This is a genomic window from Kocuria sp. 2SI (assembly GCF_005502825.1).
GTDB lineage: Bacteria > Actinomycetota > Actinomycetes > Actinomycetales > Micrococcaceae > Kocuria > Kocuria palustris.
Genome location: NZ_SCNB01000004.1, coordinates 1 through 18,355, shown reverse-complemented (window position 1 = coordinate 18,355; position 18,355 = coordinate 1). Strand labels below are relative to the sequence as shown.

The following is an 18,355-nucleotide window of genomic DNA, read 5'->3' as shown; positions in this document are numbered from 1 at the left end:
TCCTGACAGTTCCGGTGGAATGCAGCCGCCCCGCAGTTCACTGCCGGGCGCTGCCGCCGTCCACCGCACGGGCCAGATCGGTCATGGCCAGCTCGCCGTGGACCCCCGCGCCTGCCATGAGTCCGGCTGCGGCGGCCGAGACCACCATGGTCATGGGCTGGCTGGCGTTGCCTGCGCTCCAGATCCCCGGGATCGGTGTCATCCCCTGCGGGTTCGTGGGGATCTGCCGCCCGAAGGGCGTCTCCCCGGGACAGGCCGCGGAGTTCTCCACCATGACCCCGCACGCGCTCGAAGCCCACCGCGGGCCGGCGGAGATCCTCACGATCTTCGATCACGACGGCGAGCAGGCGCACCTCCCTGGACGGTCCCAGGGCTGAGGCTCGCCAGACCGAATCAGCCCCTGGCGAGCTCGGTCCGCTGACGCATGCCGTACGTCGCCACGCGCCGAGTAGCGTTGGCTCCATGAACACGATCTTCGATTCAGTGCGCGGCCTCGGCTTCCGACGCGGACCGCAGCGGCTCGCCGGAGGCATCGGCGGCGCGATCGCCGCGCGGCTCGGGATCAACGTGTGGGTGGTCCGCGCGCTGCTGCTCGCCTCCTTCCTGCTGCCTGTGCTGGGCGTGGGCGCCTACGCGCTCGTGTGGGTGCTGACCCCTTGGCAGGACGGCAGCATCCCGCTTGAGCGGGCTCTTCGAGGCTGAGGACCGTGGTCCTGGCCTCGCGAGTGCTATCGCTGCTCAGCGCCGCACTGTGGGTCCTGAGCCTCACCACGCCCGTCCTCGATTCACGGGACAAGGACGGCATCTCCATGATCCAGACCGCCCTGGGCGGCACCGAGAGCGGGCTGAAGGCGGACTGGCCGCTGTTCGCCGCGCTCGGTGCGGCCGTGATCCTGTGCGCGCTCAGTGCCTGGATCGGCCGCTCGCGCCGGTGGGCCCTTGCGGCGCTGATCGTCGCGGCAGTGTGGGGCGTCGTCCTCTGGCACATGATCGACACCGCGCCGTTTGCGCTCTGGGACGGCATGGACGCACAGGGCCGACCCACCGGCGGCATGGTCGTGGCGGAGCCGGCTGCCGGGGCTGCGCTGTGGGGTGCTGGCATCGCCGCCCTGGCGCTGGCCGGCCTGCTCCGAGTGGCGGCTCGTCGCCCTGAGGCGGTCAGCGCCAGCTGAGGCGCCCCTCGAGACACAGGACATCCCGGGCGGCCGCCGCGCGGGTTCCGGCATCGATCGCGAGCCCGCATCAGGCCGGGTGCCGCTCCTTGATGACCTTCATGGCGAAGCGCGACTGCATCCGCCCCAGCCCCGGCAGGGCGCTGAGATGCTCGGTGCTGAAGCGCTCGAAGCTGGGCAGGTCCGCCACCGCGACGAGCGCCTCGATATCCGGGGCGCCGAACATCCGCCGAGCCTCGATGACCTCGTCATAGGCCACGAGTGCGACCTCGAACTGCTCGATCGTGGACTGGCGCTGGTCGGCGAGCTCGAATTCGACGTAGACCTGGAACTGCCGTCCGAGCGCCTCGGGCGAGATCCGCGCGTGATATCCCAGGATCACGCCCCCCTCCTCCAGACGGCGCACCCGGCGCAGGCAGGGCGACGGCGTGAGCCCCACCCGATCCGCCAGCTCGGTGTTGGTCAGGCTCGCATTCGCCTGCAGCTGGTCGATGATGGCGCGATCCACGGAATCCATAGCAGGATCTTGCCATTTCAGCGGTTCGTCCGGGCTGAATTTGGCATCGGCTGTCGCGGACTTCTTCCTACGCTGTTTCTCGTCAACGACGACCGACGCCGCCCGAGGAGGCCGCAATGGATATGGGACTGTGGCTCGCTTTCATCGCCGCGACGGGAGCGCTGCTGCTGCTTCCCGGACCGGACTGGGCCTTCATGCTCGCCACCGGCGCACGCCAGCCCCGGATCGTCCCTCCGGTCGCCGGGCTGACGATCGGCTACGTGATCCTCTCCCTCGTGGTAGCCACCGGACTGGGCCCGCTCATCGCCGCCGTTCCCGCAGCGCTGATCACGGTGACCCTGGCCGGAGCGGGGTACCTGGCCTTCCTGGGGATCCGCATCCTGCGCGCGCCGCGCCCGGCCGCACCCGATACCTCGACGGGTGCGCTCGAGATCGTCCCCAGCGCGCCGGTGACGGCCGCCGCCCCGGGCCGGAAGGTCCTGCGCCAGGGCGTCGCCGTGAGCACGCTCAATGCCAAGTCGCTGGTCCTGTTCGTCGCCTTCCTCCCCCAGTTCGTCTCGACGACCGCGGCATGGCCCCTGTGGGTTCAGCTCGGAGCGCTCGGACTGACCTGGACCGGCCTGGGCGCGATCTTCTATGTCGGTCTCGCCGCGGCATCTCAGAGGCTGCTGGCCGGACGCGACGGCCCCGCCGATATCGTTACCCGCATCACGGGCGCGGCCATGATCCTCATGGGTCTCTGGCTGGCCGGCGAGCAGTTCGCCCATCTGCTGAGCGGAGTGCGCTGAGCGGCCGACTGCGGGGCCCCGTCGGCAGGACGCATCAACGAGCGACGACATCTCCATGCCGCCGTCGCACTCGACACCTCTCTAGGTACGGTTCATACTTAGATACATGACAGACGCCGATCCACTGTGGCCGACCCCCTGGGTGCGCGCCGCCATGGGCACCGCCCTGCTGGCGGTGCTGGCCGAGGAGCCGCTGCATGGATATGCGATCGCCGAACGGCTCGCCGAACGCGGGCTCGGCCGCCCCAAGGGCGGCTCGCTCTATCCGCTGCTGAACAGCCTCGAGCAGCAGGGCGCCATAGCGGCGTCGTGGTCCCAGGGCGACAGCGGCCCCGGGCGGCGCACCTACCGCCTCACCGACGTCGGACGAGAGCGCCTGTCCCGGGAGCGCGACGACTGGCATCGCCTGGTCGCAGCGCTCGAGCCCTCTTCTCCCGCAGCTCACTCTCAGGAGGACGCACGATGACCGCGCAGAGCGATTTCCAGGCCGCCGTCGACAGGGTGGGCACCGCCCGCGGTGCTGAGGAGGATCAGGACTGGGCGCTGACCGCAGGTGGTCGGCTGCTGATGGAGGAGGTGCTGGAGCGTCGCATCGTCGAGGCCCTCGACGAGGTCGCCGAGCAGGTGGCCGCGGCACAGGAGCCTGCGCAGGAGCTGTTCGGCGACCCGCTGACCTGGGCGCGTGGGCAGGAGGCCGCCTGGCGCGAGCAGGGCGTGGCCCTGAAGGCGCCGCCGACGACCAGCCCGCGCGACTTCGCGGTCGAGACGCTGATCATCGCGAGCTTCTACGCAGGCCTGTTCCTGCTCTACGAGCTGATCACCTGGTCCTGGGCCGACCCCCTGAAGCTGTCCTTCCTGCTGGCACCGCTGGCTCTGGCCCTGACCTCGCGGACGATCGTCGCCGTCCACACAGCGGTGACGGCTGCCCGATCGCACACAGCAGGGGTGCTGGCCGCCGCGGCGGCCGCGCTGCCCGGCATCGCGCTGACGGTGGGCGTCTTCGCCCTCGGCAATCCCGTGACGCTTCCCGGCACGGGCATGCTGGGCTTCCTGGGCGCGGTCGTCGTCTATGCGCTGGTCGCCTGGGTCACCGCACTGGCCTGGCCCGCGCGACCCGCCAGGCCCGCAGCGGCCCACGACGACGCCTCCTGGTACGACGCCCTGGGATCCGCGCTGCGCAGCCGCGGGGACCTCACGGATTCGCGGGTGGACGAGATCCTGGCCGAGGCCCGATCCCATGCCCAGGAGGCCGGTGCACCGCCGGCCGAGGAGTTCGGCGCACCGGAGGCATACGCGGCACGGTTCGCGCCGAACCGTGCCGTGGCGGCTCGACGGCGGGCCTGGCTGATGACGGGCGTGGCCGGACTGGTGCTGCTCACTGGCGTGCTCAGCCTGATCGACGGACAGCTGCGGCCCTGGACTGTGCTGTGGCTGCTGGTCGTCGCGATCATCGCCGCCCTCGAGTGGCGCAGGGCGCTCAAGCTGAACTGATCCGCTTCCGGCGAACCGGATCGCCGCTGACCGGGCGCGACCCAGATGACCGCCATACTGATCCCATGAAGGATCGCCTGGCTCCCCTGGCCCTGCCCGATCAGTCCGGCCGCACGTGGCTGGTCACCGGCGCCACGAACGGCGTGGGCCGCGAGACCGCACTGGCCGCCTCTCGCGCAGGCGCCCGCGTGCTGCTCACGGCCCGCGATGCCGCTCGGGGCGAGGCAGTGCGCTCCCAGCTCGGGGATGCGCGCGTGATCGACGTCGACTTCGGCGACCTCGCCCGCGTGCGGGCCGGAGCGGCCCAGGTCGACGAGCCCGTGGACGTGCTGATCAGCTGCGCAGGGCGGATGACGAAGACCCGCGAGCAGACCGTCGACGGGTTCGAGGCCATGCTCGGCACGAACATGCTGGGGCCGTTCGCGTTCACCGCGCTCATGGCGGATCGGGTGTGCGGACGGGTGGTGATCGTGGGCTCGGATGCCCACCGCGGCGCTTCCCTGGACTTCGACGACCTCCAGCTCACCCGCGGCTGGCGGCCCTTCCGGGCGTACGGGCGCTCCAAGCTGGCCGACATGCTGTGGGCCCTGGAGCTGAACCGACGGCTCGCACCGCGCGGGATCCCCGTGATGCTTGCGCACCCCGGGTGGGCCCTGACGAACATCCAGAACCAGTTCGGCGACCGCGCCAATGCCCTCATCACCGCCGCGACCGCCCCCATGGCGCAGTCGGCGGCCGACGGCGCCCAGAACGTGCTGGTGGCCGCGACCTCGGACCTGCCGCCCTGCAGCTACGTGGGCCCGTCGGGATTCAAGGCGCTGCGCGGCGCGCCGACCCTGCTGGGCCGCTCCCCCGAGGCCGCTGATCCGGAGCTGGCGAGGCGGCTGTGGGATGCCGCCGCGCAGCTCACGGGTGCGGATCTGGACTGAGTCGGGCCGGGCGGCGCTGCGCCTCAGCCGATCGGGTACCCGGTGACCGGGCCCTGGGCGTTCGGCTCCCAGCCGAGCTCCGGAGCCACGTGCTCGGCGAAGCTGGCCAGCAGGTTGAGGTTCAGCTCCGGACCCATGTGGGCGGGGATCGTGAGCATCAGGGTGTCCGACTCCATGACGGCGGCGTCGGCCTTGAGCTGCTCGACCAGCCGGTCCGGCTCGCCGACGTAGGACTTGCCGAAGGTGCTGCGGAAGCCGTCGATGATGCCGATCTGGTCCTGGCCCTCGCGCTGCAGCTGCCCGTACAGCGCCTGGTCCTCGGCGGTGACGATCGGGAAGATGCTGCGGCTCACGCTCGTGCGCGGAGTCCGGCTGTGGCCTGCGGCCTTCCACGCCTCCCGGTACTGCTGCAGCTGCTCGGCCTGCAGATCGGCGAATGCGGCGCCGGTGGCCTCGGTGAGCAGGGTCGAGCTCATGAGGTTCACGCCCTCGCGCCCGGCCCACTCGGCCGTCTCACGGCTGCCGGCGCCCCACCAGATCCGCTCGTCCAGACCCGGCGAATGCGGCTCGACGTGCAGCCGCATGCCCCGTCCGTGCTGGGCGGGATCGGCGTCGACCATCGTCTCCCCTCGCACGGCCGCCATCAGCTGATCGAACTTGGGGCGGGCGATATCTGCACCGCGCGGGTCGGTGGAACCGGTGTAGCCGAAGGCCTCCCAGCCGCGCAGCGCCGGCTCGGGCGATCCGCGGCTGATGCCGATGGCCAGGCGCTGATCGCTGAGCAGATCCAGCGCCCCCAGCTCCTCGGCCAGATAGAGGGGGTTCTCGTAGAGCATGTCGCGGTTGTGACACTCGTTCCGTAAGCTTGGTTGCATGGTCGAACTGGTAGCGCTGAGGAAGACGAACGAGGTGGCCGCGTACGTCCGCGCCTCCATGGACCGCAAGGGCGACCGCTGGACGGTCGATACGCAGCTGAGGAAGATCAGGGCGCTGGCCGAGGCCAAGGACTGGAACGTCGTCGAGGTCTACGAGGACAACGCCGTGTCGGCGACGAAGAAGCGCCGCGCTGGCACCCGCTGGGCCGAGATGCTGGACGACGCCCGCGCGGGCCGCTTCTCGATGGTGGTCGCCGTGGACATGGACCGGCTGCTGCGCAGCACGAAGGACCTCAACACCTTGATTGACCTGGGGCTGCGGGTCGTCACCGTGAACGGCGAGATCGACCTCTCGACGGCCGACGGTGAGTTCCGAGCGACGATGCTCGCGGCACTGGCCCGGTTCGAGGCCAGGCGTAAGGCGGAGCGTCAGATCAGGTCGAACGAGCGCCGACGCTTCGAGGGCATCCCGACGAGCGCCTGGAAGGCGTTCGGGTGGACGCGAGAGGGCGAGCTGATCCCGGAGGAGGCCGACGCCGTCCGGCGGGCCTTCGCCGCGTTCCTCGGCGAGCCGTCGCTGTCGATCCGGCGAATCCGCGAGGATCTGAACGGTGCCGGTCATCTCACCGCCCGCGGGTCGGAGTTCTCCGTCGATGCCGTGCGCTACCTCCTGGCGAACCCGCTCTACGCTGGCTACATCAAGCACTACGCGTCGGGCGAGCTGTACCCGGTGCAGGGCGACGCGTTCCCGCCCATCGTCGGCGAGCAAACGTGGCGGGCCGCGGTGGCGAAGCTGGAGGACAACGTGCGAAGGTCGGCGAGGCAGGGTAACCAGCCGAAGTACCTTCTGTCCACGATCGGGCTGTGCGGGAAGTGCGGCGCGACGCTCGTCTCCGGGACGAACAGTCGCAAGCAGCCGACGTACCGCTGCGGCGAGCAGTTCCATCTCACCCGCCAGCGCGAGCCCGTCGATGCGATGGTGACCGAGGCGGTGCTCACCCGCTTGTCCTCGGTGGATGTGCACAACCTCGTGATGCCGCAGGAGGACGATGGGCCAGATCACGAGGAGTTGCTGACGGAGCGGAACGCCCTGGTCGAGCGGGTGAAGGAGCTGAGCCCGCTGCTGCGTGACATCCATCAGCCGGTCCTGGAGATCACGGCGGCGATCAACGACGTGAAGGCCCGCATCGATGAGATAGACGCGGAGCTGCTCGACCGTTCGGTGTCGGTGGCGGCGAAGTTGCTCGCGGACGTGGACGAGCCGGTCGGCACCGCGGAGCGCCGCGAGGTGGTCGAGGCGAAGTGGAAGACGTTGGACGTGGACCGCCGCCGGATGCTCGTGGACGAGCTGGTGACGGTGACCATCGAGCCCATCGCGCCCGGTCACGTGAAGTTCGACCCCGACCTCATTCGTATAGAGCCGCGTCGCGACTGACACGCGAGTCGACTCGTCAGTGGACTGGTGAGTCGACTCGTGGGAGAATGGTTGCAGACAAGAAGATCCCACCGGGGGCCAGACTTTGAAGCTGGCGGTACTACTCCCGGATGAGTAGCCGGTCAAACAGCCCAATTACCGTGGCGGGGAACCGGAAGCACACTCATGTTTGAGGACTTCCGATGTCTGTCGTTATCGACGCTCCCCGCGCATCTGCGCTGGACTGCCCTGGGCTCGACCAGGATTCGACCCCCGATCCGCAGGCTGATGGGCTCGATCCCGTCATCGCTGCCGCCCTCGCCGCCGGTCGCCGAGCTGGTGAGCGCCTGGCCCGCACGCCGCTGACTCCGCGCCAGCGGGCCGCGGTCGCCGCCGTGATGGGTGGTGATCGCTGATGAGCGCCAACTCCGCCGCCTTCGCCCACGTGAACGGCTTCCGCTGGCGTGTGGGCGACCCCACCCTCGCCGACAGCGAAGCGCACCTCTACGACCTCGGCGTGCTCCGCTCCGTGCTGGAGGAGGCCGTCGAGATGGCCGTCGCCGATGCCCGCGCCGACGGGGTGACCTGGGCCAAGATCGGCGACGCCCTCGGCGTCACGCATCAGGCCGTCATCAAGCGTTACCGCAAGGGTGGTGCCCGATGAACGCCGCCGAACGCACCAGCGCCACCGCTCCCGCTGACCTGACCAGCCCGACCGATGGGCCTGGCCTGGCATCCGCCGGAGGCGGGCTGCCCGTCGTCGTGATGCCCGTCCTCATCCGTGCTCCGCACTCCAAGAGTTCTGGAAGCCTCATCCGTTCCTACGGGCGCGGCAAGGGCTTGTCGATTGCCGCGCCATGCAACAACATGCCTGGTCAGCTGCCGGTTTCGCCTTCGCTCCACCGCGTGACCCCGCAGGATCATTTGGGGGTCAATAGGGGGTCATTTAAGGCGCCGCACGCTCCTTCCGACGTCCTGGGCGGTGGTCGCCGTGGCTAAGCAGGAGAACAACCCGACGAGCATCGGGCTCACGCAGTACCTCGATCCGTCGTACTGGACCTGGGCCGCCGAGGACGCGAACGGGGCCGCGCTGCTCCAGCAGGGAGCCGGGGCGATCCTCGCCTACGTGGTGCAGCGGCTCGAGGCGATCGGCTGTGAGGTCGTCGAGGCCTACGGCATCGTGCACGATAAGGACGAGCGCGAGGTCTGGAGCGACACCGAGAAGACCCTCGTGGTCGAGCCGAAGCCGGATCACCTGCACGCGGTGATCAAGTTCGCCAGCCGCGCGAAGAGCGCGCCTCTGGATCGGCTCGCGTTTGGCATCGGCGTCGAACCGCAGTACGTCGAGAAGCCCGGTCGCGGGCGGTACGCCTTCGACAACATGCTCTCGTACCTGACGCACGTGAAGTACGCGGACAAGCACCAGTACGCGCCTTCGGAGGTCGCCACGGTGCGCGGGCTGGACTACCTCGGCATCGACGCCCAGCGCCGGGAGACGTGGCTCAAGGGTCGCGCCCACGTGAAGAAGAAGGTCGTCGCCGAGAACTTCGAGGACATGCGCGAGCGCGTGCTCCAGGGCGAGATCACGCGCGATCAGATCATGCTTACCGATGAACTGTTCGACATCTACTCGCGGCATCAGCGGGAGATCGACGATGCCCTGTCCGCCTACGGTCAACGCCGCGCGTACCGGGCGGCGGCGAAGCTCCGCGCCGGTGAGTTCTCGACGCACGTGGTATTCGTGCACGGGGATGCCGGTATCGGCAAGACCCGGTTCGCCACGGACTTCATCACCGAGGCGATCAACGCGGCGAACGCCCACGGCGAGCGGTGGCAGGTCTACCGGGCCGCCACGGGGAACCCCCTCGATGACTGGCGCGGGGAGGAAGTGCTGCTGCTCGACGATCTGCGCGCCTCGGCGATGGACGCGAACGACTGGCTGCTGCTGCTCGATCCGTACAACGCCTCCCCGGCGAAGGCGCGCTATAAGAACAAGGGCGAGGTGGCCCCGCGTCTCATCGTCATCACGGCGACGATCGGGCCCGTCGAGTTCTTCTACTACGCCCGTCAGAAGGGCAACGTGGACGAGGCGCTGGACCAGTTCATCCGCCGCCTGGCCTCGGTCGTGAAGGTCTACCGTGCCGACGAGATCAACCGCTACCTCGTGCAGCACATCGGAAGGATCGAGCCCTACGAGTGGCATCAGTGCAGCGTTCCGGCCGCCGCGCACACGCCCGGCATGTACGGGAACGCGTACCACCGGAACGCCGGGTCACGGGAACTGACCTACGGTCCGGAGACCTCGGCCGACCACGACGCGGACGGCGCGGTCGCGGAGCTGCTGAGCGGGCTCGCCGTGCGGAGTCCGGACGTGCCGCTGGCACTGATCGGAGGTGCCGCATGAGCACCGAACTGGACGCGCTCTTCCAGGGGGTCGAGGGGGCCGGAGGCCCCTCGCAAGCAGGCATGGAGGACACGAGCGTCAGCGATGTGTCTGACATGCCTACTGCTTGCCACTCTGGCGTACAGGTGGAGCAGCAGACCGACTCCCAGGTGAACACGGGTCGGGCTGATGCGGAGGCTGTGCGGCAGAGTCACGGCGGCGCGAAGCGTCGTCGTGGGGGCCGCGCGAAGCTCGATACCGACTTCGGAGAGGCCACGCTCGCGGCGCTTCGCACTCGTGCGAAGCGGCTCGGGCTGGCTCCGAGCACGTGGGTGCGGGCCGTCGTGCGCGATGCCCTCCACGCCTCTCGGAGCGAGGAGCTGGACGCCGCCGTGGCCGCGCACCTGCTCGGCGTCGAGGCGCGCGCGCAGGTGTCGGCGGACGCGCGCGAACTGGCCGCGCAGATCCGCCCGCTGGCGATCAACGTCAACGACCTGGACCACCGAGCACGTGCCGGTGAGGCGGTGGCGCTGTCGTCGGAGGTGCCCGAGCTGATCGAGCTGCTGCGCGAGGTCCGCGCCCTGCTCGGTGATCGGACGGCGTCATGAGCACGACGCACTACAGCCCGAGCGCCAGCGCCGCCGACACGGAGCGCTATATCCGGGGCAAGGAGGACGAGCGGGGCGTCGCGATCACGTGCGATGTGCCGGGAGGCCCCGGCGCGTTCTCGGCGCGCGCTCGGGCGCTCACGCAGAACACGACGCGCGAGGTCGAGGCGCTGCACTACCGCCAGTCGTTCAGCGACGAGGAGTTCGACCCGAAGAACCCCGAACACGTGCAGCGGGTGAACGACCTGGGCTACCAGCTCGCCAAGAAGATGCACCCGGATTCCGACTGCCTCGTCGTCAGTCATGTGGATGGGCGGGGAAAGAAGCCGCACAACCATATTTTGGTTCTCAATCACAACAACCGCACGGGAAAGGCGCTCTCGGACTATCGCACGTTCCACGACCGCAAGGCCGGGAATCAGAAGGGCGTGCAGTCGGCGAACGACGAGCTGATGCGCGAGCACGGGCTCTCGGTCGTGAAGCGGCTGGAGCACGCGCCGAAGGACTGGGAGCTGCGCCGCGAAGACTTCGCCGAGGGGTCGCTCGACCGCGAGATGGGCGACCGGATGAGTGCGGCGCTGGCCGATCCCCGCGCGGTGGACAAGGCCGGTCTGGTCTCGGTGATCGAGGAGCAGAACCAGCAGCTCGGTGATGACGGGGATCGGGTGCCACGGATGCGGCTGCACAGCCCCGTCAGCAAGAAGGGCAAACGCGCCGGGCAGGAGACCTGGACGCTCTACATCGAGGACCGCCACGGCGAGTCCGGGCGTGCCGAGCGCCGCAAGCGCACGAGCGCACTCTCGGCGGACTTCACCCCGGAGGGCGCGCAGGCGTTCTTCGACTACCACCAGCAGCAGAAGGAGCAGGAACATGAGCGCAGCACTCGACAGGCTGAAGCAGCAGAACGGGCCCGTGCAGTCGCCGCAACCGCTCGGCAGTCCGGAGACGATGGAGCTGTTGACCTCAATCCTCGCCGCCGTCGAGGCGCAGAATACGAGGATCGCCACGCTGACCGAGCAGCAGAAGAAGCTCGCGGGGTTCGTGAAGGTGGACAGCGAGGAGCAGGAGAAGCAGCTCTCCGCGATCTCGCATCAGCTGACCTCAACGTCGCCGCCGCCGGAGTCGAACGAGAACAGCGAACTGCTCGCCGGAATCGCGTCCACTCTCGCGGGTATGAGCGTGAACCTCAACGGGGAGAGTCTGAAGGGCTCAGCCTCTAAGTCCGAGGCTGCCGCCAAGCATCTCGATGAGAGCCGGGCTAAGTTCGAGCGGGCCGCGAACGGTGCGCAGAAGGCCTGGCGGGAGTCGATCACCCAAGCCAGCGCCGAGGCGACGAGCGCGATCAGCACGGCCCGGGATCAGGCTGTGCAGTCGATCGAGAGGGCCGCTGCCGACGCCGGGGCCGTGGCAACAGCCAAGATTGACGCCGCGAACGAGCGGGCCGAAAAGATCATCGCCACAACGGCGAAGCTGGAGGCCCGTCAGCTTTGGTCTGTCGCCGCGTCGATGTGCCTCGCGCTGCTGCCGGTCGCAGTGATCGTCGCGGGTGTTTGGATGGCCGTCGCCGGGCTTATCACGGGCGCTCAGTGGGCCCTCGACGTGGACGGGAGCGTGTGGCTCGGGATCGGTCGCTGGCTCGTGGTCTCCATGGGCCTCGCCGGGGCCGGCTACGGACTCTTCGCGTCCGTCCGCTGGGTCGCCGGTCTCGTGGAGACCTGGAAGGGCCGCGGGATGCCGAGGTGGCCCCGTTGGCGGTGATGGCTGGATCCGATCGAGCTACCGGTTCCGATCAGCAGTCGAAGGATTTTCGCAGCAGCCAGTCCTGCGGCCTCGGTGCCGCCGCCGTAGCCTGACGAGCATCCCGGCCGTGACGGCCATCGCGACGGCGATCCCGGCACCGATGATCCAGGGATTGCCGAGGAGCCCTCCGACGCCTGCGAGTGCTCCGCCCGCCGCGATGAGCGGCAGGCCGCAGCAGAGCAGCAACGGAAGCGCGCAGCATGCCAGTAGGAGCAGCCCGGTCCCTGCGGCGACGATGGGACCGGCGCGCCGTTCGTCGCGGTCGTGATCGGCGCTCATCGTCTGCACCTCTTCCGGATGAGATCTCCCCGATTGCATGCGTTGCCGTTCATGCGCAGCACGAGAGCAGTGACGGGTCGGTGGTGAAGGACTTCGCGGCGATCCGGATGCCTTCGGTCATGGTCAGGTAGGGGGCCCAGGCGTCGGCGACTTCGGCGATGGTCTTGCCGAGCACGTGGACGCCTGCGGCGGCGAGTTCCCCGGCGTCCTTGGCGACGGCGGTGAGGCCGAGGATCTCGCTCGTATCGGCGTTCACGACGATCTTGATGAACCCGCGGGTGTCGCGGTTGATCACCGCCCGGGGCACATACTCCAGGGGCAGCACGCGGCAGTCGCAGCGGATCCCCGCGGCGACGACCTCCTTCTCGGTCATCCCGACCGCGCCGATCGCCGGTCCGGTGAACGTCACCCGCGGCAGATGGGAGTAGTCGACGGACCGGTCGGCGTCGGCGAACGCGTTCTCGGCGACGAGGGTGCCGTGGTGGGCCGCGACGTAGACGAACTCCGGGTGCCCGGTCACGTCGCCCGCGGCCCAGATCCGCGGGTTCGACGACTGCAGATGGTCGGAGACGACCACCTCGCCGGAGTCCCCGGTCTTCACCCCGACCGCATCGAGGTTCAAGCCGTCGGTGACGGGACGGCGTCCGAGGGCGACGAGCACCTGGTCGGCGCGGAACTCCTGCGAGCCGCCGGACACGTCCGCGGTAACCACGACCTGCCCGGTCGCCGCGTCCCGGGACACCCGGGTCGGCACCGCGCGGCGGACCACCCGGATGCCCTCGTCGGCGAACACCTCCTGCAGTGTCCGGGACACCTCCGGCTCCTCCTTCGACGCGAGCCGGGACCGCACCAGCACGGTGACCTGGGAGCCGAGGCGGGCGAACAGCTGCGCCTGCTCCAGGGCAACGTAGCCGCCGCCGAGCACCAGCATCGACTCGGGGACCTCGGTCAGGTCCATCGCCGTGGTCGAGGTCAGGTACCCGGCCTCGTCCAGGCCGTCGATCGGCGGAGCCCACGGCCGCGCACCGGTGGCGACCAGGTAGTGCTCGGCCTCGATCGTCTCGACCGCTCCGTCTGCGGCGGTGACCTCCAACACCGGCGCGTCCGGGGTGCCCGCGAACCCGGCGTCTCCCCGCCGGACGTGCCACCCGTATGAATCGGCGACGTCGGCGTACTTCTCGCCCCGCATCGTCTCGACCAACGCCTGCTTCCCGGCGATCAGCGCGGGCATGTCCACTGGGCCTGCCGTCGTCGCGATCCCCGGGAACCGGTCGGCGGCGTCGGCGGCGACGTGCCGTGCATCGGCGGCGGCGATGAGGGCCTTCGACGGCACGCAGCCCGTGTTCACGCAGGTGCCGCCGAGCGTGCCACGCTCGATCATCACCACCGACTTCCCGAGCATGGTCGCGCGAATCGCGGCGGCGAACGCTCCGCCGCCCGATCCGATGATGGCGAGATCGTACTTCGTAGGCATCGCTGCTCCCGTCAAGGCTTGGACTTCTGTTCCGTTTCAGCCATACTGGACCTTCCAGTGCAGGGGAAGGTCAAGCGTGGCCCCTGCCGAATGATCGGAGGCCGCAATGCGCATCGGAGAACTCGCCGAACGCGCGGGCACCACCTCGAAGACGCTCCGGTTCTACGAAGAGCAGGGACTGCTGCCCCCGGCCGACCGGACGCCATCCGGGTACCGCGACTACGCGCCCGACGCCGTCGCCCGGATCGACTTCGTTCACCGTGGCCAGGCCGCAGGCCTCACCCTCGCCCAGATCCGCCAAATCCTCGACATCCGCGACAGCGGCCACGCGCCCTGCGAGCACGTGCGAGACCTCCTCGACGCGCGCCTGGCCGAGATCGAGCAGCAGATCGCCCAGCTCACCGCCCTGCACGGCACCATCGCCGACCTCCGGCACGACGCCGCGCACCCGGACCCCGACACATGCAGCCCAGACCAGGTCTGCCGGTACCTGTAGAGGGACGCGGACCGAGAAAACGAGAGCCATAACACGAACATGCGCTAGCGCATGTCGATGACGCCGGTGCCCACCTCGATGCGCTGCGTGCGTGCGGCGATGGCACTGAGCAGCGGCACCGGAGCCGCACCCTGCCGCGCGAAGTGGTGGACGCGGAAGTACGCGCCGTTGACGCCCATCTCGTCGGCGCCCTCGGCGATCTCGACGGCGTCGTGGAGGACCTGACGCGCGTCGGGATCGCCGGGGCCGCGCCCGGAGCCGTAGTGACCGAAGCTGAGGAATCCGAATGCCTTCATGCCCCCGTCAACCTGGTGGACGTGTCAACTATTCCCAGGTCGATGTCAGGGGCAGCCGCACCGGACATCGACCCGGGATGGGCCGATTCACAACCTAACGGCTAGGTGCGAACCCCGCACTGCGACGCGGTTTCATCATCCCGCGCCGGGTCGCACCGCGAGCGGATCCCGCAGTGACGGATCCCGCTGCGGCACCTCCGCGTACCGATCCTCACGATGAAGACACCCCATGACGAGGTGGTTGAGCCTGTAACTGCTATCCAGCCGCGACTTTTGGGTCGCCCCAGGGCGGGCTGCCGTTGTCCTCGACGGGGAGACGTTTACCCCTTGAGTGCGTCCGTTCGGGGGTCAGGCGAACTATCGCAGGGCTTCGCCGAGGCGAGCGGAAGGCGTGAGGTCGGCGGCGAGACCGCCGCCGGTCGCAGCCCGGGCAAGAGCGCGACCCAGCGCAGGTGCCTGCTTGAACAGATTGTGACCGGCCACAAAAAGGACAGAGTCTGCCTCCCACACGGCCACGCCGTCCTCGCTCCATGGGAGGTCGGTCACCCAGCAGTGAAGAAAGTCGCGCGGCTCTGGGTGGAGACCGGGCAGCGCCCGTGTCACGTATTCGCGCGCGCGTTCGTCCAGCGATCGAATCGCCGCAGGGTCGATGAACGTTCCGTCGTCGCGGACGCCGACGGTGTCGCTGAGTCCGACCGAATAACTGCTGTTGCCCGGTAGCGGCGTCGCGTACACGCCGACTTCGCCGAAGACGCCGCTGCTGTCCTGCAGGCACGCGACTCGTGCCGGGGCGGCGTCTTTCACGTCGAAGGTCAGCCGGACGTGTGCGGCAAGGCGAACCGGCAGCGACAGGCCGACGCTGCGGGCCAGGCGGGCGGTTTCGCGGCCGGCGCACACGACCACCTTGGAGTAGACAGCCCGGTCGGTGACGCTGCGCACCTCGACCTTCCCATCGCCGCGGGGATCGATGGAGATGACCTCTGCGGTGGTGACGGCATCTCCGAGGGCACCCGCGAGTGCCGTGATCGCGGCGCGGGTGCGGATCGCGCCGCCCGACTCGTCGAGCATCGCTGGCCCCGAGTACCCAGCGAGCAGCGGCATTCGCTGGGCGAGTTCGGCTGCATCGATCTCGTGCGCTTCCACGCCGCCGACCTCGTCGAGCACCCGCAGCCGCGCCAGGGCGCTGTCGCCGATCGCCACGACACCGTCTGATGAGACCAGCTCGACGTCGAAGTGTTCGGCCCACTCATCCCATATACCGCGGCTTTCGCGCGCGAAAGCGACGAGTCGCGGGTCGTCGTGGGCATGCCGGAAGATCCGCGACTCGCCCGCGGACTGACCCCCTCCGGGCAGACCGGCCTCGTACAAGCGCACCGGCACGCCCTGCTCCCGCAGCGCGTACGCCGTCGACAGACCGACGATCCCGCCCCCGATCACTGCTACCTCGGGTGAACGCGTCGGGGCAACGTCGTCGTCAGTTCCTGTCATCGCCGTTCCTCGATCTGTTAGGGATGTGAGGGAGACCTCAAAAGTAAGGGGCCGCTGCCACGACGTCAACGGGCTGTGTCAGCCCGAAGCCACCGCGCGCAACGACCCCTCATGTCGGAGTCAGTACTCCCGGTCTGTGGTGTCAGGCGGGAAGTTTGGAGCCCAACACGTCGAGCTTCTCGATCGTCGGTTCGGAGAACAACGCACCGGTCTGCTCGCCGAGAGCTGCCGCAACAGGGCCGGACAGGTGAGCGTCACGTCCGGCGTCATCGGGGAACACGTCGAAGATCCCGAAGGAGGAGGGCCCGAGGCGGATCGCGAACCATGCGGTGGTCGCCGGCTCTTCCTCAACAAGCGCACGGCCGCTGTCAAGGAACTCCTTCACGTCGTCCTCCTTGCCGGGCAACGCGTCAAACCTGACCAGCAATCCCTTGGTCACACTCATGATGTCTCCTCTTCCTTTGTTGTGGTGCCCGCAATTTGGGACACGATCGCCTCGGAGAACGCCGGCAGGTCCTCCGGCGAGCGGCAGAGAACCTGGGCCGACTCACTATGGCTATGGTGATCGCTCCTATATCGTACCGAAAACGAAAGCAGTAGCTCGTTGAGGGATCCCTCAGCGGGCATTCATTCGGGCAGGGCTTACGTACGCCAAGAACCTCAGCCCCACCATCCACCGCCGACCTATTGCCTCCTCAGTGGTCCGGACCTGCATCGGAGTCCTCTGCACGAGATGTGTCGTCGTTCTGCGCCTCGTCGTGGACCGCGCTGTCATTGTTCTTTGCGCCGCGTGAGCGGCGCCGCGCCTCGCGCCGTGCGCGCTCCCGGTAGCTATAGGCGGCCTCGAGCACCGACTCTTCACTTTCGAAGCCAGACCCAATCGCACCCGCGATCGTCGCAGCGGCGGTCGCGAACAGGGTCACCAGGAGATACTCGCCCAGTCCGTATCCGTCTCCGGCGTACTGGCTGAACACCTCCGGAGTGAAAACGATCAGCGCGGCAGTCAGGTTCAGGACGAACAGCCCCGCATAGCCGCACGTCAGCCCAATAGCGAGGGTCAAGACAGTGGACGCGTTGAACAGCACCGTTCGCTCACGTTCCTGCGGCGGCAGATCTTTGGCTCGTTCCCAGAGGCGGTGATAGACGATGAGCCAAGTGATCATCACCGTAATTGAGGCAACGACGACGGCGACCAGCTGCCACGCTGCCATGGTGAGTGCGAGTTCCCACAGCGTGGCGTTCAACAGATAGAACGCGCTGAACGCGAACGCTCCCACCAACGCCCCTCGGAGACCGGAGACCAGCCGCCACGGACGATTATCCCGGACCATTCCCACGAGCAGCCGCAGACGCCCTCGGTTCGCGAAGATACGGACGTCGACCCCGTCTTGGTCTGGGGTCGTCCGCTCGAAGGCGCCGCCCAGAGCCGGGACCCGTGACCGCCGATGCGCCTGGGACCCGTCCTTCGGAATGGTCCCGCCGCGCATGTCCCCAATGAGCTGTGCCACCACCTCTGAAACTCGCCTTCGTAGGCTCATGGCCCCGAAGGCCGGCAGTGAAACCACCGCCACGTTCCGACTGCGGTTGGCGTCAGCGACGACGGGGCGCCGGTCGATCATCAGTGGGAGGTCGGTCACGCATACTGCGATGTCCCAGCCATGTTCCCGCTTACGCTCGACTGCCAGGTCCATCATCTCAAACCGCTTCTCGTCACTGGGAGGCAGCCTCTCTCGGTGCACGTCCACTCTCCAGCGACCGTCAGAGAGCTGCTCGGCGAGTAGGCCAGGCAGTTCTCGTTCGAGATGCTTCGCGACTGACAGGGTGGTGGCGACCGGATCAGCCACCACCCCGACCACTACCTCCCCCGTCGGGTTTTGCGTCGTCCCGATGGGTTCACTCTTGTGAGTCGTCAAAAGTCGACTCCTTCCGCGTTGTCAGTTCGCGTGCTCCTACCGGCTTCTCAGAGTCTCGATTCCTCACCCTAGAGTGCTTCAGCTGATTTCAGGCACCAGGGAAGCAACCGCGGTTCATGTCAGGCGAGAGCACAAGCAGACCGGCGGCCTTGAAGTTCTCTTGCTACCCCATTCCTTGAGTGGACACTCGAGCCTCCACGTCCCGCGTCAGTCTTAGGAGGAGGTGGGGTTGAGCACCACTTTAGTCCACCCGTCATCGCGGGCGTCGAAGTGTGCGTAGGCGTCCGGGGCGTCGTCGAGCGGGAGATTGTGGGACACGGGGGCTTAACCCCTGATCTTGGACACGCGGAATCCAGCACGATGCTGGGGAAGCGAGAATCCAAGGATGGCAAGGAAGAACTACACCGACGAGTTCCGTCGCCGGGCGGTGGA

At 68.5% G+C, this 18,355-nt stretch carries 22 protein-coding genes and 1 pseudogene; 14 read left to right on the top strand and 9 right to left on the bottom strand.

All coding sequences use genetic code 11. The annotated features are described in order from the left end of the window. Positions 1-37: 37 nt before the first annotated feature. Complete coding sequence (locus FFS25_RS13365; protein ID WP_162138730.1) at positions 38-274, bottom strand: hypothetical protein; 237 nt, start codon at positions 272-274, stop codon at positions 38-40. A gap of 188 nt (positions 275-462) precedes the next feature. On the opposite strand from FFS25_RS13365, the gene FFS25_RS03350 reads away from it, so the two are divergent. Further along, positions 463-702, top strand: coding sequence for a PspC domain-containing protein (locus FFS25_RS03350; protein WP_006215424.1), 240 nt, complete (start codon positions 463-465; stop codon positions 700-702). Positions 703-707: 5 nt separating this feature from the next. Next, the gene (locus FFS25_RS03345; RefSeq protein WP_137801907.1) at positions 708-1,172 is read left to right on the top strand and encodes a hypothetical protein; all 465 of its coding nucleotides are present in this window, start codon (positions 708-710) and stop codon (positions 1,170-1,172) included. Between the two features lie 70 nt (positions 1,173-1,242). Here FFS25_RS03345 and FFS25_RS03340 read toward each other — a convergent pair whose 3' ends face one another. Further along, entirely contained in the window at positions 1,243-1,689 is a 447-nt protein-coding gene (locus tag FFS25_RS03340; RefSeq protein ID WP_024290990.1) for an Lrp/AsnC family transcriptional regulator, read from the bottom strand. Positions 1,690-1,805: 116 nt separating this feature from the next. On the opposite strand from FFS25_RS03340, the gene FFS25_RS03335 reads away from it, so the two are divergent. From FFS25_RS03335 to FFS25_RS03320, 4 genes are all read left to right on the top strand, one after another. Beyond that, positions 1,806-2,477 carry a LysE family translocator gene (locus tag FFS25_RS03335; RefSeq protein ID WP_137801906.1) on the top strand — a complete coding sequence of 224 codons (672 nt, stop codon included), beginning with the start codon at positions 1,806-1,808 and terminating at the stop codon, positions 2,475-2,477. A gap of 106 nt (positions 2,478-2,583) precedes the next feature. Then, complete coding sequence (locus FFS25_RS03330; protein WP_024290992.1) at positions 2,584-2,943, top strand: PadR family transcriptional regulator; 360 nt, start codon at positions 2,584-2,586, stop codon at positions 2,941-2,943. After that, on the top strand, positions 2,940-3,968 hold the full coding sequence (locus FFS25_RS03325) for a hypothetical protein (RefSeq protein ID WP_137801905.1): 1,029 nt from the start codon (positions 2,940-2,942) through the stop codon (positions 3,966-3,968). Before FFS25_RS03330 ends, FFS25_RS03325 begins: the two co-directional genes overlap by 4 nt. 65 nt (positions 3,969-4,033) lie before the next feature. Continuing rightward, a complete protein-coding gene (locus FFS25_RS03320; RefSeq protein ID WP_137801904.1) occupies positions 4,034-4,897 on the top strand; it encodes an SDR family NAD(P)-dependent oxidoreductase in 864 nt (287 codons plus the stop codon). 23 nt (positions 4,898-4,920) lie between these two features. Here the strand turns inward: FFS25_RS03320 and FFS25_RS03315 are convergent, their stop codons facing one another. Next, a complete protein-coding gene (locus tag FFS25_RS03315) occupies positions 4,921-5,733 on the bottom strand; it encodes an LLM class flavin-dependent oxidoreductase (RefSeq protein WP_137801903.1) in 813 nt (270 codons plus the stop codon). Positions 5,734-5,830: 97 nt separating this feature from the next. Between FFS25_RS03315 and FFS25_RS03310 the strand changes: the two genes are divergently transcribed. The 7 genes and pseudogenes from FFS25_RS03310 (at position 5,831) to FFS25_RS03275 (ending at position 11,935) form a co-directional block, all read left to right on the top strand. Then, complete coding sequence (locus FFS25_RS03310) at positions 5,831-7,207, top strand: recombinase family protein (RefSeq protein WP_502704718.1); 1,377 nt, start codon at positions 5,831-5,833, stop codon at positions 7,205-7,207. 182 nt (positions 7,208-7,389) lie between these two features. Then, the gene (locus FFS25_RS03305) at positions 7,390-7,602 is read left to right on the top strand and encodes a hypothetical protein (RefSeq protein ID WP_053446998.1); all 213 of its coding nucleotides are present in this window, start codon (positions 7,390-7,392) and stop codon (positions 7,600-7,602) included. Further along, the gene (locus tag FFS25_RS03300) at positions 7,602-7,850 is read left to right on the top strand and encodes a helix-turn-helix domain-containing protein (RefSeq protein ID WP_035123395.1); all 249 of its coding nucleotides are present in this window, start codon (positions 7,602-7,604) and stop codon (positions 7,848-7,850) included. The genes FFS25_RS03305 and FFS25_RS03300 overlap by 1 nt, the downstream gene beginning before the upstream one ends. 318 nt (positions 7,851-8,168) lie before the next feature. Next, positions 8,169-9,590, top strand: a complete 1,422-nt coding sequence (locus tag FFS25_RS03290) for a Rep family protein (RefSeq protein WP_137801901.1) — start codon at positions 8,169-8,171, stop codon at positions 9,588-9,590. Further along, positions 9,587-10,177: a hypothetical protein gene (locus tag FFS25_RS03285; RefSeq protein ID WP_035123391.1), complete on the top strand. Its 591-nt coding sequence runs from the start codon at positions 9,587-9,589 to the stop codon at positions 10,175-10,177. Before FFS25_RS03290 ends, FFS25_RS03285 begins: the two co-directional genes overlap by 4 nt. Continuing rightward, positions 10,174-10,635 (top strand): annotated as a pseudogene (locus tag FFS25_RS14095) (relaxase/mobilization nuclease domain-containing protein); the annotation flags it as partial. The gene FFS25_RS03285 and the pseudogene FFS25_RS14095, both read left to right, overlap by 4 nt. 412 nt (positions 10,636-11,047) lie before the next feature. Beyond that, on the top strand, positions 11,048-11,935 hold the full coding sequence (locus FFS25_RS03275; protein WP_038989747.1) for an ABC-2 transporter permease: 888 nt from the start codon (positions 11,048-11,050) through the stop codon (positions 11,933-11,935). A gap of 18 nt (positions 11,936-11,953) precedes the next feature. On the opposite strand, the gene merT is transcribed toward FFS25_RS03275, so the two are convergent. Beyond that, positions 11,954-12,256: a mercuric ion transporter MerT gene (gene merT / locus FFS25_RS14090; protein WP_081275423.1), complete on the bottom strand. Its 303-nt coding sequence runs from the start codon at positions 12,254-12,256 to the stop codon at positions 11,954-11,956. A 49-nt stretch (positions 12,257-12,305) separates the two neighbouring features. After that, a complete protein-coding gene (gene merA, locus FFS25_RS03265) occupies positions 12,306-13,730 on the bottom strand; it encodes a mercury(II) reductase (protein WP_061225165.1) in 1,425 nt (474 codons plus the stop codon). Positions 13,731-13,836: 106 nt separating this feature from the next. Here merA and FFS25_RS03260 point away from each other — a divergent pair, with 106 nt between their 5' ends. After that, positions 13,837-14,226 (top strand): heavy metal-responsive transcriptional regulator, encoded by a 390-nt coding sequence (locus tag FFS25_RS03260; protein ID WP_042529932.1) that lies wholly within the window; start codon positions 13,837-13,839, stop codon positions 14,224-14,226. A 44-nt stretch (positions 14,227-14,270) separates the two neighbouring features. Here the strand turns inward: FFS25_RS03260 and FFS25_RS03255 are convergent, their stop codons facing one another. The 4 genes from FFS25_RS03255 to FFS25_RS03235 form a co-directional block, all read right to left on the bottom strand. Then, entirely contained in the window at positions 14,271-14,522 is a 252-nt protein-coding gene (locus FFS25_RS03255; RefSeq protein WP_137801899.1) for an LLM class flavin-dependent oxidoreductase, read from the bottom strand. Between the two features lie 357 nt (positions 14,523-14,879). Next, a complete protein-coding gene (locus FFS25_RS03250) occupies positions 14,880-16,010 on the bottom strand; it encodes an NAD(P)/FAD-dependent oxidoreductase (RefSeq protein ID WP_171004081.1) in 1,131 nt (376 codons plus the stop codon). Positions 16,011-16,152: 142 nt separating this feature from the next. Then, positions 16,153-16,455 carry a putative quinol monooxygenase gene (locus tag FFS25_RS03245; RefSeq protein ID WP_058871375.1) on the bottom strand — a complete coding sequence of 101 codons (303 nt, stop codon included), beginning with the start codon at positions 16,453-16,455 and terminating at the stop codon, positions 16,153-16,155. Positions 16,456-16,705: 250 nt separating this feature from the next. Further along, a complete protein-coding gene (locus tag FFS25_RS03235; protein WP_137801898.1) occupies positions 16,706-17,923 on the bottom strand; it encodes a hypothetical protein in 1,218 nt (405 codons plus the stop codon). Positions 17,924-18,355 lie beyond the last annotated feature (432 nt).